Origin of the sequence: Neisseria sp. HMSC065D04 (assembly GCF_001815675.1) — a bacterium.
In the GTDB taxonomy this organism is placed as follows: domain Bacteria; phylum Pseudomonadota; class Gammaproteobacteria; order Burkholderiales; family Neisseriaceae; genus Neisseria.
On record NZ_KV821521.1, the window covers coordinates 3,472 to 29,772 of the forward strand.

The following is a 26,301-nucleotide window of genomic DNA, read 5'->3' on the forward strand; positions in this document are numbered from 1 at the left end:
GCCGTACTGGTTTAAAGTTAATCCACTATAATTTGCGAATACAGGGATGTCCGGATTTATGTTCATCTATCCAAAGAAGGTCGTCTGAAACCTGATTTTAAAGTAACACACAGCCACATCACGAAAACAACTGGATTATGCCATTAAAAATTAAGAGTTTTTTATCTATTACCGATGCTGAGAGAATCGATTCAGCTTTAAATCAACTGCCTTGGGCTGGATCGAGCATAGATTGGGATAAGATTAAAGGCGAGAAGCTGCGTATTTCCTTATTTGGAGAAATAACGACAGCATCAATTCATTATGATACTTTTAAAAGATTTAAAGCTTGCCAAGGGAAGAACGTGGTAATTTACTACTCGCCATCACATCAACCTTGGATACTGGATACGGATGATTTTATCTATAATTGGTTAAGTATCTTTGAAGAATTACTTGAATTTCCTAAATTTATAGTATTTTGTTATGAAAAAATTTGGCAACCTGGATATTTAGAAAATTCAATAGAATGCGAACCTATGGGTGAATTAATTGGTTTAATCTGAAAAAGAACCCTAACACGCATAATATCTGAATTTGCGCACAAGGCATGGATTTGGGCTTAAGATTTTTTATGCCATTCATTGCAATCAGTTTTTCAAAAAAGCCGAAATTCTTTAATGGCTGCATGAAAACAGCCAATACCCAGCCCCATCCATTCCCAAAGACAAAAAAATAAACCCTTACTGTTCTCCAGTAGGGGTTTATTGAAAATCTGGCACGCCCACGGGGATTCGAACCCCGGTTGCCGCCGTGAAAGGGCAGTGTCCTAGGCCTCTAGACGATGGGCGCGTAACCGAGTTGCGAACTATACATAAGCGTTAAAACGCTGTCAACGGTTCTGGCGTTTTTTATGGTCAAACTCGTTTCAGACGACCCTTCTGCTCCTTATCTTTGTATCGGCTTTGCCTGTATAATGCCGCTTTTAATGAAAAGGAAAACAAACCATGTGGTTCAAGCAGATCAGTTTTTATCCGCTCAACAAAGAAAAGCTGCCCGAAGCGGACGTACTTGCCGACAAACTTGCAGAGGCTGAATTTACCCGCTGCCAAGGTTTGGACTGGTCCAGCGAAGGCTTTGCCGCACCGGTTCCGTTCTCTCCCGAACTCGTTTTCCCTGCCGATTTTACTTTGCGCGTCGCCCTGAAAAAAGAAGAGAAAGTCCTGCCTGCCGGCGTCATCCGCGATATTTTGGAAGAAAAGGTTGCGGAAATTCAAAACAATGAAGCCCGCAATGTCGGTCGCAAGGAAAAACAAGAGCTTAAAGAGCAAATTACAGACGACCTGCTGCCCCGCGCGTTTACCCGCAGCAGCCGTACTGAAGCAGTGTTCAACACCCGCCACGGCTATCTGCTCGTCAACAATGCGGCTTCTGCCAAAGCTGAAAACATCCTGACCAAGCTGCGCGAAGCCTTGGGCGGCTTGGAAGCCTCGCTACCGAATACCAAGCAATCGCCCTCTTCCCTGATGACCGAATGGCTGTTGCAAGGGCATTGTGAAGGCGGTTTTGAATTGGACAGCGATTGCGAACTCAAAGGCGTGGGCGATGTTGTTCCCGTCGTCAAAGTGTCCAAACAAGATTTGACTGCCGATGAAGTGGTCCAACACGTCAAAAACGGCAAAACCGTGACCCAACTGGGCTTGGTGTGGCGCGAACAAATCGCCTTCATCCTCACGCAAGACTTCACGCTCAAACGCATCCAATACCTCGACGTATTGCAGGAAGAGGCCGAGAGCAACGGCGACGATGCTGCCAGCCTTGCCTTCGCTTCGCAAATCCTGATGGCGGAATCCGTCAGCACCATGTTGGAAGAGCTGGTTTCCTATTTGGGCGGCTGGCAAGACTAATTTTTCAGAAGACCTTTGCACGATAAAAGGTCGTCTGAAACCTAAATCCAATGGACAACCTTTATGTTTAAACACTTCGCACTCCTGCCGCTCGCCATTATGCTTGCTCTCCCCGCCTCAGCCGCCGTCCTGACTTCCTATCAGGAGCCGGGCTGCACCTACGACGGCGATGTCGGCAAAGACGGCAAACCTGCCGGCAAAGGCACATGGCGCTGCCAAGACGGACGCAGCTACACCGGCGCGTTTAAAAACGGCAAATTCGACGGACAAGGCGTTTACACCGTCTCCGTCAACCGCGAAACCTTCATCGAGCCGTTCAATTCCAACAGCACCAAGTTCCGCAACATGGTACTGTCGGGCACGTTCAAAAAAGGTCTGGCACACGGCAAATTCACCGCCTCGCAAAACGGCGAAACCGTCTTCATCATGAAATGCGAAAACGGCATCATTAAAGAAGTGAAACTGCCCAAAACCAAATAACCCCGTCCCGCATTTTCAGACGACCTCACCGCAGACGTCGTCTGAAAACCGCAAGAAACAAGGAAAACATTATGAGCATCAAGTCCGACAAATGGATACGCCGCATGAGCGAAGAGTTCGGCATGATCGACCCCTTCGAGCCGAACCAAATCAAAGAAGCCAACGGTCAGCGCATCATCTCCTACGGCACGTCCAGCTACGGCTACGACATCCGCTGCGCCAACGAATTTAAAATCTTCACCAACATCAACAGCACCATCGTCGATCCCAAAAACTTCGACCCGAAAAACTTCGTTACCGTCGAAGACGACTGCTGCATCATCCCGCCCAATTCCTTCGCGCTGGCGCGCACAGTCGAATACTTCCGCATCCCGCGCAACGTCCTGACCGTCTGCTTGGGCAAATCCACTTATGCCCGCTGCGGCATCATCGTCAACGTCACCCCGTTCGAGCCGGAATGGGAAGGCTACGTTACCCTCGAGTTTTCCAACACCACCCCCCTGCCCGCCAAAATCTACGCTGGCGAAGGCGTGGCGCAAGTCCTCTTTTTCGAGAGCGACGAAATCTGCGAAACTTCCTACAAAGACCGCAACGGCAAATACATGGGTCAAACCGGCGTTACCCTGCCGAAAACCTGATGATTGGATAAGCCGCCGCCCGTGTTTTACAGACATTGCGGGCATTAGGAAAAACACATCTGACGGTATCGGGTTTAGCGTATCCGAATCCGTCCGAGGTCGTCTGAAAACTTAAATCCGGCGTTTCAGACGACCCTTTTCATATCCGCCGCAAAGCCTGTCCCCAAACGCTTCCATTGTGAAAATATAGTGGATTAAATTTAAATCAGGACAAGGCGGAAGCCGCAGATACAGTACAGATAGTACGGAACCGATTCACTTGGTGCTTCAGCACCTTAGAGAATCGTTCTCTTTGAGCTAAGGCGAGGTAACGCCGTCCTGGTTTAAAGTTAATCCACTATATTCTTAATTTGGTTTACAATGATGCCATTTCCAAATCTTATCGAGAGAACAAAATGTTAGACATCCAACAGCTCCGCAGCCACACCGCAGCCGTCGCCGAACGTTTGGCGCAGCGCGGTTACGAGTTTGATACCGCACGTTTCAATGCCTTGGAAGAGCAGCGCAAAGCCGTCCAAGTGAAAACCGAAGAACTGCAAGCCTCGCGCAACAGCATTTCCAAACAAATCGGCGCATTGAAAGGACAGGGTAAACACGAAGAGGCGCAGGCAGCCATGGATCAAGTCGCCCAAATCAAAACCGATTTGGAGCAGGCTGCCGCCGATTTGGATGCTGTTCAGAAAGAATTGGACGCATGGTTGTTGAGCATTCCCAACCTGCCGCACGAAAGCGTGCCTGTCGGCAAAGACGAAACCGAAAACGTCGAAGTTCGCAAAGTCGGTACGCCGCGCGAATTTGACTTTGAAATCAAAGACCATGTCGATTTGGGCGAACCTTTGGGCTTGGATTTCGAAGGCGGCGCGAAACTCTCCGGCGCGCGCTTTACCGTCATGAAAGGTCAAATCGCCCGCCTGCACCGCGCGCTGGCACAATTCATGCTCGATACGCACACGCTGAAACACGGCTACACCGAGCATTACACACCCTACATCGTGGACGACACCACCCTGCAAGGCACAGGCCAACTGCCTAAATTTGCAGAAGATTTGTTCCATGTTACCCGCGGCGGTGACGAGAGCAAAAAAACACAATACCTGATTCCGACCGCCGAAGTGACGCTGACCAACACCGTTGCCGACAGCATTTTGGCGGAAGGCGATTTGCCGCTGAAACTGACCGCCCATTCCCCATGTTTCCGCTCCGAAGCAGGCGCATACGGTAAAGACGTGCGTGGTCTGATTCGCCAACACCAGTTCGACAAAGTGGAAATGGTGCAAATCGTTCATCCCGAAAAATCATACGAAGCGCTGGAGGAAATGGTCGGCCATGCCGAAAACATCCTAAAGGCTTTGGAACTGCCCTACCGCGTGATTACCTTGTGTACCGGCGACATGGGCTTCGGCGCAACCAAAACCTATGACTTGGAAGTCTGGGTTCCCGCGCAAAATACTTACCGCGAAATCTCAAGCTGCTCCAACTGCGAAGATTTCCAAGCCCGCCGCATGAAGGCACGCTTCAAAGACGAAAACGGCAAAAACCGCTTGGTGCATACCTTAAACGGCTCCGGCTTGGCAGTCGGCCGTACTTTGGTTGCGGTTTTGGAAAACCATCAAAACGCCGACGGCAGCATCAATATTCCTGCCGCTTTGCAGCCTTATATGGGTGGCGTGACCAAACTGGAAGCCCGATAAACCGTGTAGCTGATTCCATCGCTAACATATCAAAAGGTCGTCTGAAACCCTTAAACAAGGTTTCAGACGACCTTTTCGTTATAGCTGCCGCTGCCGAAATCAAAGCAACCATATCGAGCCTAAGCGTCCGAAGCGCGACGGCTCAATGCGTTATAGTGGATTAACTTTAAACCGGTACGGCGTTACCTCGCCTTGTCCTGGTTTAAATTTAATCTACTATATTACTGATTGTGCTGGCGGAAATATGCCCATTCTTCAACGACCGTACCGTCCGGCAGATGGCAAAGCGCATATTCGCCGCCGTCTTTGTCTTTTTTCATTTCCAATTTCCCGCCCTGCTTCACGCAAAACTCAGAAGCCGGATTTGCCATGCCGACTTTCGGCGCTTCTTGTTGGGCGGACGTATTGCAGGCCGCCAAAACCGTAGCAGCGGCAATGCTTAAAACAGCAGGTTTCATCATATTATTTCCTTTCGATATTTTGATTCAGACGACCTCAGTACAAATTTTGCGACAGGCGACACGAGCCGCCGCGCTGTTTTCACGGGTCATCCGAGTGAAATCAGACAGTTTCTATTGAAAGAAAGTTCTCCACGTTTGAATAAACAAACGCAATCAGCCCCATCGGATTATCCGCCTATTTCCTGCTTTCGCTGCTCATTCCGCCAACGATACCATTCTTGCGGACTCATTTTCTCTTCGTCGGTCATGTTTTCCGAACAGGCGATGATGATGAAATGCTCATCGGCGTACATAAAGCGTTTGATAACTGCCGAAGAAATTTCCTGTCCCTGATGACTGAACAATACTTTAGGCGGCGGCGCCTGTCTCACACCGAAACCGAACAACCCCGCCAACTGCCTACTGTCTTCCAAACGTCCGCCCGCTTCCAAAGTGAATCGGCGTGCAACCTTCTTCCACGGTCGCGTCAACCGCTGCTTGGCTCGCGCTTCGACGGCGTGTTCGCAACGATTGATGATTTCCACATGCTGCGTCAAAGGCTGAGACATGGCTTCCGCGCGCCCGACGGCAAGCAGGCAGAAGATGCCCGCCGTGATGAGCGGGGAGATGGATTGCATCCATTTACTTAGGAAAAGTTTTTGGGGCATTTTCGTATCTCCTAATTTCTCAGAAAATACCAAATAAAGTTTTTCAAGTACTGTTTGATAGTAAATCACTTGGAGAAAATTTTCCCATGTCTTTTTTTGAGTCTTATTCGGGCGTCTTCTGTATTCAAGGATAGAATAAATATTAGTGATAAAAAGATACAAATTGGCAACATTATCAAAGGTGCAATAGTAACTCCCTTAATATTAAAATCAATACCAAATGATGCATCAAAGATAAAATAAATAATGATGGAAAAAAGAATATATATGATGAAACCCAATATACCTCGAAGAGCTGCCTTATTTTCAACATATACCTTTTTACTATAACTCCATCTTATAGAAGCAAAGCCTTTTGCCCATCCTCCTTTTGCATAAATAACATCTAAAATACCGTCAATATCTACTCCATTTACTAATAAAAAATCCAATTCCTCAACTAAAAGTTCTTTCAAATAAGGAACTTTCTTCTGTTCAATTTGTCTTTCCATCTGCTTTTCATAGCTGATATTCTTATTTTTTTCAGAGCTTTGTTCTATCAGAATTTTTTTAAGAAAATTTTGTATTGTTACTAACTCTTCTTCTGTAGGCTCAATCTTTCCATGAAGATGTTTTTTAAAATTTTTTCTATCAATGGGCAAAAAAGTACTATGTATCAGCTGTACTAATTCAGTCAAAAGTCCCATGTTCATTTTTCCTGTCATAGTAATGAAATATTTTCAGACGACCTTCAACCGTATTTATCGGTTCGACCCTTTGACCATATCCATCAAAAACAGGCGGCAGTCTAAATTACCGTTGTAGAGCGGGATTTTGCGTTTGGGCGAGAGGCGCATGAATTTCGGCATATCGCGGTCGCCGGTAAACATGCCCGCCAGCCAGCCCGCGTAATGCTGTTTCAACCACGCGCCCAACTGCGGGTAAAGGGCTTGCAGGGCTTGGACTTCGGCAAGGCGGACGCCGTAAGGCGGATTGGAAATCAAAATGCCACCTTCCCCGTTCGGACGGGTATCCTGCGCGTCTTTGACTTCAAAACGGACAAACGTGTCCACCTCGGCAGCTTGGGCGTTGGCAACGGCAGCGCGGATCATATGGCGATCGTTGTCGCTGCCTGAAATCGGGGCAGACGCAGGGCGGATTTGCGTTTCGGCTTCGTGTTGCAGCTTTTTCCAAAGGGCGGCATCGAAGTTTTTCAGCTTTTCAAACCCGAAACGGCGCATCAAACCGGGCGCGCGGCGGGTGGCAATCCATGCGGCTTCGATGACGATGGTGCCGCTACCGCAAAACGGGTCTTGGAAAGGCTGCGTGCCGTCATAGCCAGCCAGCAGCAGCAAGCCCGCCGCCAAGTTCTCGCGCATCGGCGCTTCGCCCGTGTCTTGGCGGTAGCCGCGTTTGAACAAGGCTTCGCCGGATGTGTCGATGAAAATTTGAATGTCGCGCTCGTCGATAAAGACATGGATGCGGATGTCGGGGCGGATTTTGCCGACGCTGGGGCGCGCGCCGCAAGCGTCGCGGAACACATCGCATACGGCGTCTTTGATTTTCAGCCCGACGAAATCCAAACTTTTGACTTGGGCGCGTTTGCCTTCTACTTTGACTTTGAAGGTTTGTTCCAAGTCGAACCAATCCGTCCAGCGGATATTTTTCGCCGCTTTATAAATGTCTTGCTCGTTGCGGTAGCCGCTTTTAATCAGGCGCAGCAACACACGGCTGGCGGTGCGCGAATGCAGGTTGATGCGGTACACCTGCTCCATACCGCCTTTGCACGCGACGCCGCCGTCAACAGCGCGGATGTCTTGGCATTTGAGTTGTTCGAGTTCTTGGGATAAAGGGGCTTCGAGACCGCGCGGGCAGGTAACGAAGAGGGAATAAGTGGTCATGCGAACCTTTCGGATGGGCGGCGTATTCGGATGGCGGATTAAACTTCAATCAGGACAGGCGGAGTCATGCCAAACCCGTTTAAACTGAACCCGCCATGCCTCTGCCGAGTATTGTTCCGTCGCCGCTTGGAGGGGCGCGCGGATAAAAATGTGATGGACGTGATTATAAAGGATATAAAGGTAAAAGGTCGTCTGAAAACCCGTTATAGTAGATTTTCAGACGACCTTTTTAATGGATTCAAACAGAAACGCCGTCAATCCCCCAACGCCGCCACCATCACCGCTTTAATCGTGTGCATCCGGTTTTCCGCCTGGTCGAACACGATGCTGGCGGGGCTTTCGAATACTTCTTCCGTTACTTCCACGCCGTTTAAGCCGAAGGTTTCGTAAATCCATTCGCCGACTTTGGTTTCGCGGTTGTGGAAGGCGGGCAGGCAGTGCATGAATTTGACCTGCGGATTGCCCGATACCGCCATCAGTTCGGGGGTAACGCGGTAATCTTTCAATAAATCAATGCGTTCCTGCCACACCTCTTTCGGCTCGCCCATGCTGACCCACACGTCGGTATGGATAAAATCGACGCCTTTGACGGCTTCTTCCGCGTTTTCGGTGAGCAAAATCTTTCCGCCGGTTTCTTCGGCGACGGCGCGGGCGCGGGCGACGATGTTTTCAGACGGCCACAAGGTTTTCGGTGCGCCGATACGCACGTCCATACCGAGCTTCGCGCCCAACACCAGCAGCGAATTTGCCATGTTGTAACGCGCGTCGCCGACGTAGGCAAATGCGGTTTGATTCAAGGGTTTGCCGCTGTGTTCGCGCATGGTCAGCGCGTCGGCGAGCATTTGGGTGGGGTGGAACTCGTTGGTCAAGCCGTTGAACACGGGCACGCCGGCGTATTTCGCCAATTCTTCGACCACGTCCTGCCCGAAGCCGCGATATTCGATGCCGTCGTACATCCTGCCCAACACGCGGGCAGTGTCTTTGATGCTTTCCTTATGCCCGATTTGGCTGGCGGACGGCTCCAGATAAGTCACCCCCGCCCCTTGGTCGCGTGCGGCGACTTCAAACGCGCAGCGGGTGCGGGTCGATGTTTTTTCAAAAATCAGGGCGATGTTCTTCCCTTTCATCCGCTGCACTTCGCGCCCTGCCTTTTTAGCGATTTTCAACTCGGCGGCAAGGTCGAGGTAGGCGGTAATTTCTTCGGTCGTAAAGTCTAAAAGTTTCAGGAAATGGCGGTTTTTCAGGTTCATATTCGTATTTCTCCTTTCCGGCAGGTCAGGCATTGATGCCCGATATTGTTTTGTATGCGGATTTTGTCAGGCATCATTGCCGACCGTTTTTCAGAGTGCGAAGCCTGCTCCGAAATCAAAACAAGGTCGTCTGAACTTCGCCGCGTTCCAAAGCAAGCAACGATTGTTTGCGGTTCAAGCCGCCTGCGTAGCCGGTCAGCTTGCCGTCGCTGCCAATGACGCGGTGGCAGGGAATCAGGATGGACACCTTGTTCTGCCCGTTGGCGGCGGCAACGGCGCGGACTGCTTTGGGATTACCCAAACGCTGCGCCTGCTCCTTGTAGCTGCGCGTTTCTCCGTAAGGAATCGCCAAGAGCGCATCCCATGCCTGCTTTTGAAATTCAGTGCCAATCTGCTCCAAAGGCGTGGCAAAGGTTTTCAGACGACCCTTGAAGTATAAGTCCAATTCCTGCCGCAGAAGTTGCGTTCGCTCATCTTCCCGAAACACAAACCGTCCGCGCAAGGCTTTTTGGACGGCGGTAATTTCCTGTTCCATATGCTTCTGCCCGACAAACTCCAGCAAACACAACCCTTTACTGCCGAACACCGCCAGCATCTCGCCCAAAGGCGTGGCAATGGCGGCGGCGGTTAATTCGTTTGAGCTGTCAGGATAATGCGCTTCCAACAAACGGATGGCGCGGCGGATGCGGACATATTCTTCAGGCGCGCAACCGATACGGTCGATAAAATCCTGCTCGAACTGCTTGGCTTCGTGTTCCGTCAGATTGGGATACGGCATGACTTCACACTCAAAAACTTGGGTTTCGAGCCAATGGCGGATTTCATCCCATTTTGACGGCAGATTGTTTAAGGAAGGCAGGGTAATCATTCGTTTACTCCGTATCTCTATCATGGATTTGACGGCAAAATCCCCAATTTTCGCCATTCCCGCACGCCGATGCAGGAACGGGCTACGACGGAAATCTTGAGGGTTGGGTTGCGGCAATTCCTAAATATTCGATATTTCTAAAGCCTCAGGGAAAGGAATTAAAGACTTCAGACGACCTGCAAAGGGTCGTCTGAAACCACGATTTTTGCATTTGCGCATTTCGGCACATCATCCAACCGTTTCGGCACATTCCTGCCGCCGTTGACAGCCTATAATGAATCCACTTATTCATCAAGCAAAGGAATCATCTATGCAAACCCGCATCCTCTCCGCAGTACTGCTGGCTTTTTCAACCGCTGCCTTTGCCGAGGGCGCATTCACGCTGCAATTCGACAACCCGTCCAAAGACGGCGGCTTCACGCAAAACCAGCTTTTGAGCGCGCCTTACGGCTTTGGCTGTTCGGGCGGCAATGCTTCTCCCGCGCTGTCGTGGAAAAATCCGCCCGCAGGGACAAAAAGTTTCGTCCTGACCGTTTACGATAAAGACGCGCCGACCGGCCTGGGCTGGATGCATTGGGTGGTCGCCGATATCCCCGCCGATGTCCGCCGCCTGCCCGCAGGCATTACCGCGCAAGGCGGCAGGCTGCCCAAAGGCGCGCTGCAAACCCGCACAGACTTCGGCACTCCGGGCTACGGCGGCGCGTGTCCCCCCAAAGGCAGGAAACACCGCTACGAATTCACGCTCACCGCGCTGAAAGTCGCCAAGCTGCCGAACATCACCGCCGAATCCACACCCGCGCTGGTCGGTTTCTTCACTAAGGCAAACAGCTTGGGCGAAGCGAAATTCACGGTCGAACACCGACGCTGACCTGCCCCATACACCGATATGCCGCTGGCTCCGCTTCCGAGCGGACCGCCGACGGTACGCAACCGAACCGCTCTTTGAAGCGCGCGCTGAAACGGGACGGGCAGTCATAGCCGACCGCGCCGGCAATCTGCGCCACCGGCCATTGCGTAACCTGCAACAGCGTCAGCGCGCGCATCATGCGAACATCCGTCAGCAGCGTACGGAAATTCGTGTCCTGCCGCGCCAACCGCCGCCGCAACGCGGCCTCGCTGCAATTAAGCCGCTGCGCCAGCATCGCCGACGACCAGTCCGCAGCCATATCGGCGGTAATCAGTTTGCGGATTTGCCGCATCAGGTTGACGCCTTCGTACACGGTAAAACCGATGCCGTCATGCTGCAACCACGCCAACATGCCGCAAAGCGCGGCCTCCGCCGCATTGTGCGGCACTTCTTCATCCGCCAGTACCGCAGCCGCATAATCAAACGCCGCGCTCATCCGCCCGGGGTGCGGCAGCTTCACCGCATCGCACACTGCCTGCGCCGTCCCGTATTGTGCGGCAAACCTTTCTATGGCTTCCTGTTCGAAAGCAATCCATTGCGCCTGATAGAGGTCGTCTGAATCGGGAATATTGATGACGTCAAACGTTTGCCCGCCTGCCAATGCGACAGCCTCACCCGCCGCAATCCTCAATTCGCGCCCCGCCCACCGCAGCTTCTTGCATCCGCGCCGCACGATAACCACGGTCGGTTCATGTACCGCCACGCTGCGGTACAAGGCGGTATGATGTTGCACGATGCCGCCTAAAGCACCCAATCGTTCACGCGTATGAAAGTAATTTGACGGCACGGTTATCTTCCTCAATGTTTCAACACACAGGGCTGCACATAAGGCGCAGCCCTGTTTACCCTGATTTGGAAGGGGTTACTTCCCAAAAAATAAACCAAAATTCTACTGCCCTGAAGGGCCGGGTTTCAACCATATTCCGTCGGCGTACCTGCAACTTGGCTCCCTCCCCTGTGGGGGAGGGTTGGGGAGAGGGTAAAACGGGAGATACAGACAATATTTCCGTTGCCGCCCCAATGCCCTCTCCCTAACCCTCTCCCACGGGAGAGGGAATGGATTGCCGTTCAAATAAATCGCTCTACATAAAAATCAATGCGTTATCTCAAACTCACGTTAGGTCTAATCAAATTGTCGGACATCCATATCCGACAAGCAATCTGCTTTTCAGACGGCCTTGCAAATTTAAGTTTGACGTGCGTTCGAAATAAGGCAGTTGATGCGAAGCAAAATTCCGTCGGCGTGCCTGCAACTTGGCTCCCTCCCCTGTGGGGGAATGGATTGCCGTTCAAATAAATCGCTCTACATAAAAATCAATGCGTTATCTCAAACTCACGTTAGGTCTAATCAAATTGTCGGACATCCATATCCGACAACCCATCTTCTTTTCAGACGGCCTTTTCAGCCAACAACCGAGCCAATATCCCCTCATACACCGCCGACAGCTTCGGAATATCGTCCAACCGCACGTTTTCGTTGATTTGGTGGATGGTGGCGTTGGACGGGCCTAATTCGATAAGTTCTTTCGCAATGGCTTTAATGAAGCGCCCGTCGGAAGTGCCGCCGGTGGTGGACAATTCGGTCTCTACGCCGCAGGTTTCGGCGATGGCTTCGCGTGCTACATCAGTCAGTTTGCCCGCGTGGGTCAGGAAGGGCTGCCCCGAACACGACCATTGCAAATCGTATTGCACGCCGTGTTTGTCCAAAATGGCGTGAACGCGTTGTTTCAGCCCTGCTTCGGTGGACTCGGTGGAGAAGCGGAAATTGAATTTGACGTTCAGCTCGCCCGGAATGACGTTGGTCGCGCCTGTGCCGCCGTTGATATTGGAAATTTGAAAGCTGGTCGGCGGGAAGTATTCGTTGCCTTCGTCCCAGACTTCCTGCGTCAGCTCTAACAAGGCCGGGGCAAAAGTATGCACGGGATTGATTGCCAAATGCGGATAGGCAATATGTCCTTGCTTGCCTTTGACGGTCAGGTTGCCCGACAGCGAGCCGCGCCGGCCGTTTTTAATCATATCGCCCAATTTGTCCACGGCAGTCGGTTCGCCGACGATGCAGTAGTCGATAAGCTCGTTGCGCGCTTTCAACACATCGACGACTTTGGTCGTGCCGTCCAACGCGTCGCCCTCTTCGTCGGAAGTAATCAGGAGCGCAATGCTGCCTTGGTGATCGGGATGTTCGGCAACGAAGCGTTCGCAGGCGGTAACGAAGCAGGCGATGCTGGTTTTCATGTCCGCCGCGCCGCGCCCGTATAATCTTCCGTCGCGCTCGGTCGGTTCGAACGGGGGCGAATCCCATTTTTCAACAGGACCTGTCGGCACCACGTCGGTATGCCCTGCAAAACAGACGACAGGAGCTTTCGTGCCGCGTCGCAACCAGATGTTTTTGGTGTCGCCGAAATGGAGTTCTTCAGCCGCAAAACCGATTTTGTGCAGGCGTTCGGCAAGCAGTTTTTGGCAATCTCGGTCGTCGGGGGTAACGGACGGGCGGGAAATCAACGCTTTGGCGAGTTCTAGGGATTGGGTTTCGGTCATTTTGTTCACTTTGGAAATCAGGTCGTCTGAAATGTCCTGAAGCTGATTTTCAGACGACCTCCGGGTTGGGTTGGTGTATAAGACGGGCATTCGTACCCGTCCGTTTTCTGAATCATTTGCCGTGACAGACTTCATAAAGCGGCAGCAAATCTTCCACCGTTTCGGCTATCCATTTTGCTACATCCTGTTTGCCCAAATCGTCGCGTTCGATGTGTTTGCCGATGCAGAAAAAGTCTTCGTCGTTTTGCAACCTTCGGTCGGATTCGCTTTGCTGTGCGACGGTGCGGTAGTCGTCATATTCGCTTTCCGCGCCGTGCCACATATCGAATGCGGCGTATTTTTCGGTATCAAAATCATCCAGCCAGCGGTTGTATTCCGGCAGCGTAATCGGTGATACGTCGGCTTTATAGCAGTGCCAATCCAAGCTGACGCTCAGGCGGCGGCGGTTCAATAAAATCGATAAAATCGCGGCGGAGTTTTTGTATTGGGCGTATTTGAAGTAGGCGAAGAAATGGGCGCGAACCTGCCAGCCGTTACACCAGCGTTCGATATGCGGCGGGGCGAAAGGTTCGCCCAAGTCTGCGGCGACCTGCTGTATCAGCTGCTGCCATATCTGCCAGTTTTCCTTGTAGTCGGCTTTGATTTGCGGAATGCTTTCGGGCTGGTATTTTTTGAGCTGGGCAAACTGGAAAAACGGGATGTTGAACAAATCGCAGCTTTTCGGGGTCAGCATGGTTTGCTTCCTTTTCAGACGACGTGGTTGTGTTACGGGTGATATTGAGGTCGTCTGAAACTCTGTTTTCAAGTTTTCAGACGACCTTTGTTTGAAGAAACGGCAATCTGTAAACGACTTTATTTGCGTCGGCGCGCCGCCATGATTTCGCCGATTTCGGTCAGCTTCTCTTTGGGGATAAACGTTTTGCCCATATCGAACAAGGGTTCTTCAATCGCCAAATGCACATCGTAACCTGCCACAAAGCGTTTGAACGCTTCCGCATCGGGGATATAGGCGTTATCTGCTTCGAGTTTGGCAAATTCGGCAGCCACGGCGTCCCAGTTACCATGCAGGCTCACATGTTGGCGCAAAAGCTCGGCCACGCTTTCTTGGGCTTGCGGCGCGTATTGCAGCAGGAGCGGAAAGAAGTTTTCTTCTTCGTCTTCATGGTGCAGCGGCGCGGCAACGTTGAAATACTGGGCGATTTGGCGGATGGTTTGCAAAACAATCTGATTGCAGCCGTTTTCGGCAATATAGTCCGACAGCATGGCGACTTGGCCGCAGAAACGGCGCACTTTGCCGTGGCAGGCATACAGCATTTCAATCGGTTCGGCAAAGGTAACGCTTTTGGTTTCAAACGGATTCATGGTTGTGTTCTCAATGGGGTACTTTTCAGACGACCATTTTATAACAAAACAGCCTGCATAAAGCAGGCTGTCTGTATTTTGAAGCTTGGACGGATTAGTCAACCAAAGTCACTTTGCCGTTCATCAAAGCACCGTGTCCCGGGAAGGTGCAGGCAAATTTGTATTCGCCGCCCGCCAATTTGGCAGGATCCAGAGTCAGGGAAGCTTCTTCGCCGCCGCCGACCAGTTTGGTGTGGGCAACAACGCGTGCATCGTCAGGTTTCACGTAGTCGGTTGCAGCAGCGCCGGCACCGTCTTTGAAAATACCGTCCATGTCTTCGGCTTTACCGATGACGATGTTGTGACCCATGCTTTCTTTAGGTTGGGTACCGGTGTGTTTCAGGGTAACGGTGAATTCTTTACAAGCTTTGCTGACTTGGATTTCTTTAGTGTTAAACTGCATAGCGTCGTTGGCTTCGACAGTAGTCGCGCAGTTGCCGGCGGCAGGTGCTGCGGCAGAGTCGGCTGAAGCCGCGCCGGAAGCAGGAGCATCGGCAGGAGGTGCGCTTTCTGCAGGTGCAGGTGCGGCTTCAGAAGCAGCAGATGCAGTCGGAGCAGAGGCTTCGGCAGGTTTTGAAGCTTCTTGTGAACAAGCGGACAAGCCGATAACGGCAGCGGAAATCAGAGCCAAATAAGCTTTCATGTGTATCTCCTAATGATAGGTGAGAATATGTTAAGTTCTACAAAATAAAACTTGCGAATATATATTAATGAACCTAATTTCAGATTTCATATCCGCAAGCGAAAGAAGGATGAAAATGAAGCTATATTCTGCTACAACAAATCGAACAAATCCAAAATTCAACGGCTATTTTACCTCAGTTTACACAAATGAGAATGGCTACTATTAATGTCGTATTTCTTTAGTATTAGATTTTATCGGTCAGACGAAATATTCTTTAACTTTAATTAACAAACAACACAACCATTTCAAACTCAACGGCTGTGTTTGCGCACCAACTCCGCCAGCGCGGCAGCCAATTCAGGATGCTTGTCTTCCAATTTTGCCGCCGCCGCATCAAAACTCTCCAATGCCGCCCCGCTCAAATGCAGGCTGTTGACTTTGGGTTGCGCCGGCGGCTTCGGCACGACTTTGACCGACAAATCCCTAATCCCCGCGTTCAACTCCTGAAGCTGCGGCACAAGCGCGGGCAATATCATTTTCAGGCGCGAAGCCGCCATACCGTTTGCCGCCAGCAACACCAACCTGCCCTCTTCGATGCAGGCAGTTTGAAAGTGCGGGTGCAGGTTTGCCGGCAGGATGCGTTTGACTGCCGCATCCAGCCTGCGCCATTGTTGCGACTGCTGCAACAAACCGGCCAACCGCGCATCCCGCTTGCCCAATTGTTCCAAATTCATATGTTTCAGACGACCTTTTCAAAGTGTACGGTTGTATTATCAAGATTGAAATCCGGTAAAACTGCCTTTATTTCAAACGGCATGACTGCCTTGCCGCGAGGCTTGTGTTAAAATCCCCGTTTCGCCATTATTTTATATCAGGCGCAGGAACTATTTCATGCTGACAAACATTGCTAAGAAAATCTTCGGCAGCCGCAATGACCGGCTGCTCAAACAATACCGTAAATCCGTTGCCAAAATCAACGCACTCGAAGAACAAATGAAAGCCTTGAGCGATGCGGATTTACAGGCTAAAACAGCCGAATTCAAACAACGTCTTGCCAACGGTCAGACTTTGGACGACATCTTGGTCGAAGCCTTCGCCGTCTGCCGCGAAGCGTCCCGCCGCGTACTCGGTATGCGCCACTTTGACGTCCAGCTTATCGGCGGTATGGTGCTGCACGACGGCAAAATCGCCGAAATGCGTACCGGCGAAGGTAAAACCTTGGTCGCCACCCTTGCCGTCTATCTCAACGCCCTGTCCGGCAAAGGCGTGCACGTCGTTACCGTCAACGACTACCTTGCCGCCCGCGACGCAGGCATTATGGAACCGCTCTACAACTTCCTCGGCTTAACCGTCGGCGTCATCGTCGCCGATATGCAGCCGTTTGACCGTCAAAACGCCTATGGTGCTGACATTACCTATGGTACCAACAACGAATTCGGCTTCGACTACCTGCGCGACAACATGGTGACCGACCAATACGACAAAGTTCAGCGCGAATTGAATTTCGCCGTAGTGGACGAAGTGGACTCCATTTTGATCGACGAAGCGCGTACCCCGCTGATTATCTCCGGTCAGGCGGATGACAACATCCAGCTGTACCAAATCATGAACAGCCTTCCCGCGCACCTCATCCGCCAAGAAACCGAAGAAGGCGAAGGCGATTACTGGGTCGATGAAAAAGCACACCAAGTCATCTTGAGCGAAGCGGGTCACGAACACGCCGAGCAAATCCTGATTCAAATGGGCTTGCTGCAAGAAAACGACTCCCTCTACTCCGCCGCCAACATCGCCCTGATGCACCACCTCATGGCTGCATTGCGCGCGCATACGTTATTCCACAAAGACCAACACTACGTCATTCAAGACGGCGAAATCGTTATCGTAGACGAATTTACAGGTCGTCTGATGTCTGGCCGCCGTTGGTCCGAAGGTCTGCACCAAGCCGTCGAAGCCAAAGAAGGCGTGGAAATCAAACGCGAAAACCAAACCCTCGCCTCCATCACCTTCCAAAACTACTTCCGTCTGTACACCAAACTCTCCGGCATGACCGGTACCGCCGATACCGAGGCTTTCGAGTTCCAAAGCATCTACAACCTCGAAACCGTCATCATCCCGACCAACCGCCCCGTACAGCGTAAAGACTTCAACGACCAGATTTTCCGTTCTGCCGAAGAAAAATTCGAAGCCGTCGTCAAAGACATCGAAGAATGCCACAAACGCGGTCAGCCCGTCCTCGTCGGTACCACCAGCATCGAAAACTCCGAGCTGGTCTCCCGTCTTCTGCAAAAAGCCGGACTGCCGCACAACGTCCTCAACGCCAAAGAACACGAACGCGAAGCCCTGATTGTCGCCCAAGCCGGTAAAGTCGGCGCCATTACCGTCGCCACCAACATGGCGGGCCGCGGTACCGACATCGTCCTCGGCGGCAACCTCAAACACCAAATCGAAGCTATCCAGTCTAACGAAAACCTGAGCGAAGAAGAAAAAGCCGCACAAATCGCCGCCCTTGAAAACGGCTGGCAGGCAGAACACGACCAAGTGGTCGCTGCAGGTGGTCTGCATATCATCGGTACCGAACGCCACGAAAGCCGCCGCATCGACAACCAATTGCGCGGACGCGCAGGCCGTCAGGGCGACCCCGGCTCCAGCCGCTTCTACCTCTCGTTTGAAGACCCGCTGCTGCGCCTCTTCGCGCTCGACCGTGCCGCCGCCATCCTCAACCGCCTTGCGCCGGAACGCGGTATCGCCATCGAACACGGCATGCTGACCCGTCAAATCGAAGGCGCGCAACGCAAAGTCGAAGGCCGCAACTTCGACATGCGCAAACAAGTATTGGAATACGACGATGTTGCCAACGACCAACGTAAAGTCATCTACCACCAACGCAACGAAATCCTCAACAGCAAAGACGTCAGCGACCTGACTAAAGGTATCCGCGAAGAAGTCATCAGCGATTTGGTCGATTTGTACATACCGCCCGACAGCATGGAAGAGCAATGGGACATCCCCGCACTCGAAAGCCAGCTTGCCGCCGAATTCCGCCTGCACGAAGACATCCAAGCATGGCTCAAAGCAGACACCACATTGGACAATCAGGACATCAAAGAGCGTCTGATTAAACGCGTGGAAGAAGAATACGCGGCCAAAGTCGATCTGGTCGGTAAAAAACCGATGTCGGATTTCGAACGCAACGTCATGCTGCAAGTCATCGACCTGCAATGGCGCGAACACCTTGCCGCCATGGACTACCTGCGCCAAGGCATCCACCTGCGCAGCTATGCCCAGAAAAATCCGAAACAGGAATACAAACGCGAAGCCTTCGCCATGTTTGAAAACCTGTGGCGCGGTATCAAGCATCAAACCGCTTCCCTCTTAGCCTCCGTCCAAATCGAGCGCAACACCGATGTAGAAGAAATTGCCGAACCCGCACCCGTCGGCATCCAAACCATCCACTCCGAAGCGCCCGACATGGAAGAGCTGCTCGGACAATCCCAAACCAATTTGGTTACCGAAGCGTTCGATCCCGACGGAACGGATTTCAGCCCCGAAGCACTTGCCGCCCAAGGCCAAGTCGTCCACCGCAACGACCCCTGCCCTTGCGGAAGCGGCCTGAAATACAAACAATGCCACGGCAAACTGAGCTGATGACAGCTTAAACAAAAGGTCGTCTGAAACCTCTAAAGGTTTTCAGACGACCTTTTTCATCACCCAAGTTACAGAACCGCGCCGCCATAAAAAAATACCATCGTTATTAAATTGTCAGGCGGTCACGATACGGTATAATCCCTAAATCTGCTTCGTACAGCATCATCGAACGCTTATGGACAATACGCAAAACCCTCAAAACCTGCAACGCAATTCATTGCGCCGCAACAGTATCTACCTGCTGCCCAACTCCTTTACCATCGCCGCGTTGTTCTGCGCCTTTTTCGCCATCACCCAATCCATGCACGGGCGTTATGAGACGGCAGCGATTGCAGTATTCCTCTCCATGCTGCTCGACGGCATGGACGGTCGCGTGGCACGGCTGACCAACAGCCAAAGCGCGTTCGGCGAACAGCTCGACAGCCTTGCCGACATGGTCAGTTTCGGCGTTGCGCCCGCCTTGATTGCCTATAAATGGCAGCTTTGGCAGTTTGGCAAAATCGGTTATTCCGTCGCCTTCATCTACTGCGCCTGCGCCGCTCTGCGCCTCGCCCTCTTCAATACGCTTATCGGCAAAGTCGATAAACGCTGGTTCATCGGCGTTCCCAGTCCGACCGCCGCCGCGTTGATTGTCGGCCTGATTTGGGTCAACCACAGCATCGAACGCTTCCCCGGCGTGCATTGGTGGGCTTTGGGCATCACGCTTTTCGCCGGCATTTCCATGATCGTCCAAATCCCGTTTTGGAGCTTTAAAGAAATCAACATCCGCCGCCAAGTCCCGTTTATGGGCATGGTAATCGCCGTGCTGATCCTCCTCTTAATCACATGGAAGCCCGCCCTCGTCTTATTCCTCTTCTTCTTGGGGTACAGTCTCTCCGGCTACATTATGGCGGCACGGCGTTGGCTGAAAAAACGCCGCAGGAACAAAAAGGTCGTCTGAAAAATGTGGACTTGGGATATTATCCTCGCCCTGCTCGCCGTCGGAAGCGCTGCTGGCTTTATTGCAGGATTGTTCGGCGTAGGCGGCGGTACGTTGGTCGTCCCCGTCGTCTTGTGGACACTGCAACTGCAAGGCATCAACAGCCATCCCTACGCCCAACATCTCGCCATCGGCACATCCTTCGCCGTAATGGTGTTCACCACCTTCTCCAGCATGTACGCGCAGCACAAAAAAAGCGCCATCGACTGGCAGACTGTCCGCCGTATGACCCCTTCCATGATATTCGGCGTACTGATCGGCGCAGTAACCGCCAAATACATGCCTACCCGCGCCCTGCAAATCTTCTTCATCTCATTCCTAACCCTTATCGCCCTCAAAACCCTGACCGACTCCAAACCCAAAGCCTCGCGCCACCTGCCCGCCCTGCCTGGTCTGAGCGCAGTCGGTACATTGTTCGGCGCAGCTTCAAGCTGGGTCGGCATCGGCGGCGGCTCGCTGTCCGTACCCTTCCTGATGTATTGCAACTTTCCTGCCCACCGCGCCATCGGCACATCTTCCGGCCTTGCCTGGCCGATTGCGCTCGCCGGCACAATCGGCTATCTCGTTACCGGCTGGAACGTTCCCGACCTGCCCCACGGCTCCGGCGGCTTTCTCTATCTGCCCGCCGTCGCCATCCTTAGCATCGCCACCATGATTTTCGCCCCTATCGGCGTCAAAACCGCGCACAAACTCCCCGCCCGCCAGCTCAAAATTTCCTTCGGCATCATGCTGCTGCTGATTGCTGTCAAAATGGCTTGGAACCTTATGTGTTAACCATGCTGGCAAATACCGTATAACAAAATTACCTACCACCCTTTGGCATTATGAATCTTCTAAAAACCGTTTAATCTTTCCCAAAGGCAAGCCTCTGACCGTTTATTCGCCTGCAACGGCAAACATTCATCAGAATGCCACTCAACACAAAAGGTCGTCTGAAACCCGAATCCGGATTTTCAGACGACCTTTTTTCTACATCAATAAACGATGTTCGGCAGGCAATCAATAGAAACCTTCGCGTTCCTCGCGGGTGGAAATGTAGATGTTTTTCACCTGCGTGTACGCGGCGAGCATCATTTTGTGGGTTTCGCGGCCGATACCTGAAGTTTTGTAGCCGCCAAACGGTGCGCCTGCGGGCAGGCGGTTGTAGCAGTTTACCCAAACGCGGCCGGTTTCCAGTGCATTGGAAACGCGCAGGCAGCGGTTGATGTCTTTGCTCCAAACTGCGCCGCCCAGGCCGTATTCGCTGTCGTTGGCCATTTTGATGACTTCTTCTTCGGTTTTGAATTTAATCACGGTGGCAACCGGGCCGAAGATTTCTTCTTGGGCAACGCGGGCGTTGTTACTGTCGGCTTCGATCAAGGTCGGTTCGACAAATTCGCCTTTGCCCAATTCGCCTTCGATTTTTTTACCGCCGGTGATGATGCGGCAGCCTTCTTGTTCGCCGATTTTGACGTATTTCAAAATGGTTTCGAGCTGGCCGGCGTTGACTTGCGAACCCATTTGAGTGTCGTCTTCCCAAGGCAGGCCGACTTTGATTTTTTTGAACTCTTCCGCCAAGGCGTTGACGAATTTGTCGTAAATGCCTTCCTGAACGAAGATGCGCGAACCGGCGCAGCACACTTGGCCTTGGTTGAACAAAATACCTTTTTGCGCGCCTTCGAGGGCTTTGTCGAACGGCATGTCGTCAAAGAAGATGTTGGCGGATTTGCCGCCCAGCTCCAAGGTGGCGGGAATCAGCATTTCGGCGGCGGCAATGCCGATGTGGCGGCCGATTTCGGTCGAACCGGTAAAGGCGAGTTTGTTGAAGCCTTTGTGGTGCAGCATGTATTCGCCGGATTTAGAACCGCGTCCGGTGATGATGTTCAGCACGCCTTTAGGCAGCAAGTGGTTGATTTTTTGTGCGAACGACAACAGACTCAGCGAAGTGCTGGAAGACGGGTGGATAACGATGGTACAGCCTGCGGCGAGTGCGGGCGCGATTTTCCAAGCCGCCATCAGGAAGGGGAAGTTCCACGGAATAATCTGCCCGACGACACCGATGGGTTCGCGCAGGACGATAGACAGGTCTTCGGAGTCAAGCTGGGTGGCAGTGCCTTCTTCGCCGCGGATCACGCTGGCAAAGTAGCGGAAATGGTCGGAAGCCAGCGGGATGTCGGCGGCGCGGGTTTCGCGGATGGGTTTGCCGTTGTCCAGCGTTTCCTGCAAGGCGAACAATTCCAAGTTGTCGTCAATCACATCGGCGATTTTGTTGAGTATGGCGGCGCGTTCGGTGGTGGTGGTTTTGCGCCATGTTTTGAACGCTTCTTGCGCGGCGGCGACGGCGGCATCCACATCGGCGTCGGTCGCGTCGGTGAATTTCGCCAATACTTCGCCGTTGGCAGGATTGTATGAATCCAAAAGCGCGCCGGGTTTCGTCCACACGCCGTTAATCAAGAGGCCGTACTCTTTATCAAACACATTTAAATCTTTTGCCATGATGCTGTCTCCTTGGTTGTCTTTCTTAGGTTTTGGACGTTCCTCAAACGTCGTCTGAAAACAGGATAGTATTTTTTCTCTTTCAGTTCAAGCACTAAAAATGATAACGTTCTCGAAATTCCAAATATGTAATTTTCTAAAATAGGAAATTTAAACCGATAAGGCTTGACCCCGTATGGAAACGAAGCGCGTTTGTTAATATATTTAAAGTTTTCAGACGACCTTTTTTACATGATATGTGTAAGAATTTTTCAGTGCTTTAACAGGTATATTTTTACGCAGATAAAATGTTATGGTATAACATTTTATTTCTTATTTTTCAAAAAGATAGGGTGTTGACACGGCGAAATGAAGGGGAGTATTCTCATTTACAGGAAAGGCGTTATCCCGCCCAACCGTTTACGGATTTCTTACGAATGCCAAGGAGAACACCATGAAGATGCAAGCAGTTGTTGTGAATCAAAATGTAGCAGGCGATGTAGAAGTTGTAGAACGCGAACTGCGCCCGTTGGAATACGGCGAGGCGTTGGTTGAAGTCGAATATTGCGGCGTATGCCATACCGACTTGCACGTTGCGGCAGGCGACTACGGCGAAAAACCGGGCCGCGTGTTGGGACACGAAGGCATCGGCATCGTCAAAGAAGTCGCTCCGGGCGCAAACGCCCTGAAAGTCGGCGACCGCGTCAGCATCGCATGGTTGTTCCAAAGCTGCGGTTCGTGCGAATACTGTAATACCGGCCGCGAAACCTTGTGCCGTTCCGTATTGAACGCAGGCTACACCGCCGACGGCGGCATGGCGACCCACTGTATCGTCGATGCAGACTACGCCGTCAAAGTACCCGACGGCCTCGACCCCGCGCAAGCTTCCAGCATCACCTGCGCCGGCGTAACCACTTACAAAGGCGTGAAAGTTTCCGGCGTGCGTCCGGGACAATGGATTGCCGTTTACGGCGCGGGCGGTTTGGGCAACTTGGGTGTCCAATACGCGAAAAAAGTATTCGGCGCACACGTCGTCGCCATCGACATCAATGATGAAAAACTGGCATTCGCTAAAGAAAGCGGCGCAGATTTAGTCATTAACGCCGCCAAAGAAGACGCAGCCAAAGTGATTCAGGAAAAAACCGGTGGTGCACACGCAGCCGTTGTTACCGCCGTATCCGCCGCCGCGTTCAACTCTGCCGTGGACTGCGTCCGCGCAGGCGGCCGCGTCGTCGCCATCGGTCTGCCGCCCGAATCTATGGACCTGTCCATCCCTCGTCTGGTCTTGGACGGCATCGAAGTGGTCGGCTCGCTGGTCGGTACGCGCAAAGACTTGGAAGAAGCCTTCCAATTCGGCGCAGAAGGCTTGGTGGTACCAAAAGTCCAACTGCGTGCTTTGGACGAAGCGCCGGCGATTTTCCAAGAAATGCGCGAAGGCAAAATCACCGGCCGTATGGTTATCGACATGAAAAAAGAATGCGGCTGCGGTCATCATTAATTTGATACAGGCAGTTGACTAGAAAGGTCGTCTGAAACCTTGTTTTGGGGTTTCAGACGACCTTTTGTTTGATTTGAACCATCGCGGATTCACACAATCAGGGCTAATCGGCGCAGCCGGATCATTTCATGCCGCAAAGGCACAGGGGCGAGACCCGATTTGACGTTGCCGCTTTTATAACCAACGGCGGACGCGTCGGCAGTACGCTTCATACTCAGCACCGAATTTCCGCGCCAACACGCGCTCTTCAGGCATGATTTGGAAACGCGTCATATAGGCGGCAAATACCGCCAAAAACAGCCACGGCAGCGGATGCGCCAAGTGTCCCGCCCATGCCGCCAGCCAGAAGCCCATGCCTGCATACATCGGGTTACGGCTGAAACGGTACACACCTTCTGAAACGAAGTGTTCGGTTTGTTCGGGATTGAACGGGCTGACGGTCGTGCGCACACGGCGAAACGCCCACACACCTGATACGCCCAACGCCGTCCCAAACGCTATCAAAACAACCGACAGCAATATCGGAAAGCGCGGCAGCATGCCTGCCAGCGCGGATACTTGCGCAGAGGCATACATCAGCAATGCGCAGATAAAACATACCGCCGGCGGCGGGATTTTGGTTTCTAAATTCATATTATTGTCTTTATAAAACGGATACAGTGACGTTTTCAGACGACCTCTTGCCGTTATCTCCAATCTTCAAATCCAATCAAAATGACTCATCCGCCCGCAGATAACGCCATTTGCCGGGCGGCAGTTTGCCCAGTTTGACCTTACCCATCCGAATCCGCTTCAGCCCGACGACGCGCAAACCGACGAGTTCGCACATACGGCGGATTTGCCGCTTTTTGCCTTGTTTCAACACGAAACGCAGTTGGTCTTCGTTTTGCCATTCTACTTTGGCGGGGCGCAATTTCTCGCCGTCCAGACTCAATCCATGGTTGAGCAAGCCAAGTCCTTTTTCGTCCAATTTGCCGCGCACGCGCACCAGATATTCTTTTTCGCTGCCGCTGTTTTCGCCGATAAGCTGCTTGGCGATGCGGCCGTCCTGCGTCAACACCAGCAATCCGACGGAATCGATGTCCAGCCGACCGGCCGGCGCCAAGCCGAATTTGTGTTTTTCGCTGAACGGAATGCGGCTGTCGTCGCCTTCCCAACGGTTGTCGGCGGTAATCAGCTCGGCGGCGGATTTGTAGCCTTTTTCCGCCTGCGCGCTGACGTAGCCGACGGGCTTGTTGAGCAGGATGGTAACGCGCTCCGCCTGTTTTTCATGCGCCTGCCGGTTGAGGTCGATGCGGTCGCGTTCGGTTACTTTCTGACCGAGTACGGCGGTTTGCCCGTTAACCTTGACCCAGCCTTGCTCGATGTAGCTGTCCGCCTCGCGGCGCGAGCATAAGCCCAATTGCGCCATACGCTTGGAAAGGCGCATGGTTTCGTTTGAATCGTGTTCCATAATGGTCTGCCTGAAAAGAATGAATCAGATTATAAAGCCAAACCGTCATTTTCCCTACCGACATTATCGCCATACCGCCCATCTTGCGGACGCGCGAAATGCCCGCCCATGCCGAATAAATACCGCCAAGCCCGTTTTATGACAAAGGTCGTCTGAATAAACTATACTTTCAGACGACCCCTATCTATCACGGAGCTTATCCATGTCCATCCGTCTGACCACGCTGTCGCTTATTCTCGCCGCCACAGCCTGCACGCCCACTGTTTCCCCATCGGCAGAAACTTCACCGACCGTCACCAAATCCGCCATCGATACCGCCTACTGGACCGAACAGCCCTATTGCAGCGGCCGCTATCAATTGCGGCTGCCGTCCAAACGCCGTCATGGCAGTACATGGCTTAAGTATAACGGCTGGAGTGTGATGGTCATGTTTAACGACTGGAAAAGAAACGTAAGCACCATCAATGAGAATAAACAATATGGTTATGATGGAACCGATATTGTCGTCGATACCCGCACCCTGATTCCGGATCGGGCAATGATGCAGGTAACGCGTAGGGATTTTGAATGGGAGCATATTATCCGAGATCGCGGTATGCCCTACGAAGCCGATTTATATTTCAAGCTGGATAATGATGATGCTTATATTGTGCGTAGTTATTTCCGCATTCCTTCTGATCATGGCAAAGCCCCTGCCAACTGGAAAACCCAAGAAAAAGAAGCAATAAACACCATGGAGAAAAAATTCCGCCAAGAAATCCTCAATGGGTTGAAAACCAGACAGGAATTTGAAGTGCCAAATAAACACGGCATTTGTCTGATAGGCGGTTTTATCGCGGACGACGGCAAAAAACCGTTTGAAGTCCATAGCACCGTCGAATTTGCCAAACAACACGATATGAGTCTGGAAATCATGCACGGCGACGTGTTGAAAGCAGGCGAACCGACGTTGCTGCAACGTAAGGTAACTCTGGGGAAAGGCGCAATGGTTAAAGCGTTAACC

At 52.1% G+C, this 26,301-nt stretch carries 26 protein-coding genes and 1 tRNA gene; 11 read left to right on the forward strand and 16 right to left on the reverse strand.

Annotation, left to right across the window (positions count from 1 at the left end; genetic code table 11):
* The first annotated feature begins 137 nt into the window (after positions 1-137).
* Positions 138-545, forward strand: coding sequence for a hypothetical protein (locus HMPREF3050_RS08015; RefSeq protein WP_070774387.1), 408 nt, complete (start codon positions 138-140; stop codon positions 543-545).
* Positions 546-755: 210 nt separating this feature from the next.
* On the opposite strand, the gene HMPREF3050_RS08020 is transcribed toward HMPREF3050_RS08015, so the two are convergent.
* Positions 756-831, reverse strand: a tRNA-Glu gene (locus HMPREF3050_RS08020).
* Positions 832-986: 155 nt separating this feature from the next.
* Here HMPREF3050_RS08020 and rdgC point away from each other — a divergent pair.
* From rdgC to serS, 4 genes are all read left to right on the forward strand, one after another.
* Complete coding sequence (gene rdgC / locus HMPREF3050_RS08025) at positions 987-1,886, forward strand: recombination-associated protein RdgC (protein WP_049230511.1); 900 nt, start codon at positions 987-989, stop codon at positions 1,884-1,886.
* 63 nt (positions 1,887-1,949) lie between these two features.
* Positions 1,950-2,366 (forward strand): MORN repeat-containing protein, encoded by a 417-nt coding sequence (locus HMPREF3050_RS08030; RefSeq protein WP_070774388.1) that lies wholly within the window; start codon positions 1,950-1,952, stop codon positions 2,364-2,366.
* Positions 2,367-2,437: 71 nt separating this feature from the next.
* Positions 2,438-3,004: a dCTP deaminase gene (dcd, locus tag HMPREF3050_RS08035; protein WP_003741335.1), complete on the forward strand. Its 567-nt coding sequence runs from the start codon at positions 2,438-2,440 to the stop codon at positions 3,002-3,004.
* 395 nt (positions 3,005-3,399) lie between these two features.
* On the forward strand, positions 3,400-4,695 hold the full coding sequence (gene serS / locus HMPREF3050_RS08040; RefSeq protein WP_003757908.1) for a serine--tRNA ligase: 1,296 nt from the start codon (positions 3,400-3,402) through the stop codon (positions 4,693-4,695).
* 221 nt (positions 4,696-4,916) lie between these two features.
* Here serS and HMPREF3050_RS08045 read toward each other — a convergent pair whose 3' ends face one another.
* The 6 genes from HMPREF3050_RS08045 to HMPREF3050_RS08070 all read right to left on the reverse strand — a co-directional run bounded on the left by HMPREF3050_RS08045 (position 4,917) and on the right by HMPREF3050_RS08070 (position 9,858).
* Entirely contained in the window at positions 4,917-5,156 is a 240-nt protein-coding gene (locus tag HMPREF3050_RS08045) for a putative hemolysin (protein WP_070774389.1), read from the reverse strand.
* A gap of 167 nt (positions 5,157-5,323) precedes the next feature.
* Positions 5,324-5,803, reverse strand: coding sequence for a hypothetical protein (locus HMPREF3050_RS08050; protein WP_070774390.1), 480 nt, complete (start codon positions 5,801-5,803; stop codon positions 5,324-5,326).
* A gap of 65 nt (positions 5,804-5,868) precedes the next feature.
* Positions 5,869-6,489, reverse strand: a complete 621-nt coding sequence (locus HMPREF3050_RS08055; protein ID WP_070774391.1) for a hypothetical protein — start codon at positions 6,487-6,489, stop codon at positions 5,869-5,871.
* A 54-nt stretch (positions 6,490-6,543) separates the two neighbouring features.
* Positions 6,544-7,683 (reverse strand): THUMP domain-containing class I SAM-dependent RNA methyltransferase, encoded by a 1,140-nt coding sequence (locus HMPREF3050_RS08060; RefSeq protein ID WP_070774392.1) that lies wholly within the window; start codon positions 7,681-7,683, stop codon positions 6,544-6,546.
* A gap of 254 nt (positions 7,684-7,937) precedes the next feature.
* Positions 7,938-8,933, reverse strand: a complete 996-nt coding sequence (gene argF / locus HMPREF3050_RS08065; RefSeq protein WP_070774393.1) for an ornithine carbamoyltransferase — start codon at positions 8,931-8,933, stop codon at positions 7,938-7,940.
* A 115-nt stretch (positions 8,934-9,048) separates the two neighbouring features.
* Positions 9,049-9,858 carry a methylated-DNA--[protein]-cysteine S-methyltransferase gene (locus HMPREF3050_RS08070; protein ID WP_094113365.1) on the reverse strand — a complete coding sequence of 270 codons (810 nt, stop codon included), beginning with the start codon at positions 9,856-9,858 and terminating at the stop codon, positions 9,049-9,051.
* 253 nt (positions 9,859-10,111) lie between these two features.
* Between HMPREF3050_RS08070 and HMPREF3050_RS08075 the strand changes: the two genes are divergently transcribed.
* A complete protein-coding gene (locus tag HMPREF3050_RS08075) occupies positions 10,112-10,669 on the forward strand; it encodes a YbhB/YbcL family Raf kinase inhibitor-like protein (protein WP_070774395.1) in 558 nt (185 codons plus the stop codon).
* Here the strand turns inward: HMPREF3050_RS08075 and HMPREF3050_RS08080 are convergent.
* The 6 genes from HMPREF3050_RS08080 to HMPREF3050_RS08105 form a co-directional block, all read right to left on the reverse strand.
* Positions 10,647-11,462 carry a helix-turn-helix transcriptional regulator gene (locus tag HMPREF3050_RS08080; RefSeq protein WP_210399923.1) on the reverse strand — a complete coding sequence of 272 codons (816 nt, stop codon included), beginning with the start codon at positions 11,460-11,462 and terminating at the stop codon, positions 10,647-10,649. The genes HMPREF3050_RS08075 and HMPREF3050_RS08080 overlap by 23 nt on opposite strands.
* Positions 11,463-12,097: 635 nt before the next feature.
* Positions 12,098-13,243: a succinyl-diaminopimelate desuccinylase gene (gene dapE / locus HMPREF3050_RS08085; RefSeq protein ID WP_070774405.1), complete on the reverse strand. Its 1,146-nt coding sequence runs from the start codon at positions 13,241-13,243 to the stop codon at positions 12,098-12,100.
* 112 nt (positions 13,244-13,355) lie between these two features.
* Positions 13,356-13,976 carry an HI_0552 family protein gene (locus HMPREF3050_RS08090; protein ID WP_070774397.1) on the reverse strand — a complete coding sequence of 207 codons (621 nt, stop codon included), beginning with the start codon at positions 13,974-13,976 and terminating at the stop codon, positions 13,356-13,358.
* A 119-nt stretch (positions 13,977-14,095) separates the two neighbouring features.
* Positions 14,096-14,605, reverse strand: coding sequence for a hemerythrin domain-containing protein (locus HMPREF3050_RS08095; RefSeq protein ID WP_070512848.1), 510 nt, complete (start codon positions 14,603-14,605; stop codon positions 14,096-14,098).
* 94 nt (positions 14,606-14,699) lie between these two features.
* Complete coding sequence (gene azu / locus HMPREF3050_RS08100; protein WP_070774398.1) at positions 14,700-15,287, reverse strand: azurin; 588 nt, start codon at positions 15,285-15,287, stop codon at positions 14,700-14,702.
* Between the two features lie 293 nt (positions 15,288-15,580).
* The gene (locus HMPREF3050_RS08105; RefSeq protein ID WP_070774399.1) at positions 15,581-16,003 is read right to left on the reverse strand and encodes a DciA family protein; all 423 of its coding nucleotides are present in this window, start codon (positions 16,001-16,003) and stop codon (positions 15,581-15,583) included.
* Between the two features lie 157 nt (positions 16,004-16,160).
* Between HMPREF3050_RS08105 and secA the strand changes: the two genes are divergently transcribed.
* From secA to HMPREF3050_RS08120, 3 genes are all read left to right on the forward strand, one after another.
* Positions 16,161-18,914, forward strand: coding sequence for a preprotein translocase subunit SecA (secA, locus tag HMPREF3050_RS08110; RefSeq protein ID WP_070774400.1), 2,754 nt, complete (start codon positions 16,161-16,163; stop codon positions 18,912-18,914).
* 175 nt (positions 18,915-19,089) lie between these two features.
* The gene (gene pssA / locus HMPREF3050_RS08115; protein ID WP_070774401.1) at positions 19,090-19,854 is read left to right on the forward strand and encodes a CDP-diacylglycerol--serine O-phosphatidyltransferase; all 765 of its coding nucleotides are present in this window, start codon (positions 19,090-19,092) and stop codon (positions 19,852-19,854) included.
* A gap of 3 nt (positions 19,855-19,857) precedes the next feature.
* Positions 19,858-20,667, forward strand: a complete 810-nt coding sequence (locus tag HMPREF3050_RS08120) for a sulfite exporter TauE/SafE family protein (RefSeq protein ID WP_070774402.1) — start codon at positions 19,858-19,860, stop codon at positions 20,665-20,667.
* 225 nt (positions 20,668-20,892) lie between these two features.
* Here the strand turns inward: HMPREF3050_RS08120 and HMPREF3050_RS08125 are convergent, their stop codons facing one another.
* Complete coding sequence (locus tag HMPREF3050_RS08125; protein ID WP_060974520.1) at positions 20,893-22,368, reverse strand: aldehyde dehydrogenase family protein; 1,476 nt, start codon at positions 22,366-22,368, stop codon at positions 20,893-20,895.
* Positions 22,369-22,801: 433 nt separating this feature from the next.
* Here HMPREF3050_RS08125 and adhP point away from each other — a divergent pair, with 433 nt between their 5' ends.
* Complete coding sequence (gene adhP, locus HMPREF3050_RS08130) at positions 22,802-23,845, forward strand: alcohol dehydrogenase AdhP (protein ID WP_003764565.1); 1,044 nt, start codon at positions 22,802-22,804, stop codon at positions 23,843-23,845.
* Positions 23,846-24,019: 174 nt separating this feature from the next.
* On the opposite strand, the gene HMPREF3050_RS08135 is transcribed toward adhP, so the two are convergent.
* Positions 24,020-24,478: a methyltransferase family protein gene (locus tag HMPREF3050_RS08135; protein WP_070774403.1), complete on the reverse strand. Its 459-nt coding sequence runs from the start codon at positions 24,476-24,478 to the stop codon at positions 24,020-24,022.
* Between the two features lie 76 nt (positions 24,479-24,554).
* Positions 24,555-25,298, reverse strand: a complete 744-nt coding sequence (locus HMPREF3050_RS08140; RefSeq protein WP_003764558.1) for a pseudouridine synthase — start codon at positions 25,296-25,298, stop codon at positions 24,555-24,557.
* A gap of 202 nt (positions 25,299-25,500) precedes the next feature.
* On the opposite strand from HMPREF3050_RS08140, the gene HMPREF3050_RS08145 reads away from it, so the two are divergent.
* On the forward strand, positions 25,501-26,301 hold an 801-nt coding region (locus HMPREF3050_RS08145), incomplete at its 3' end, for a T6SS immunity protein Tli4 family protein (protein ID WP_070774404.1).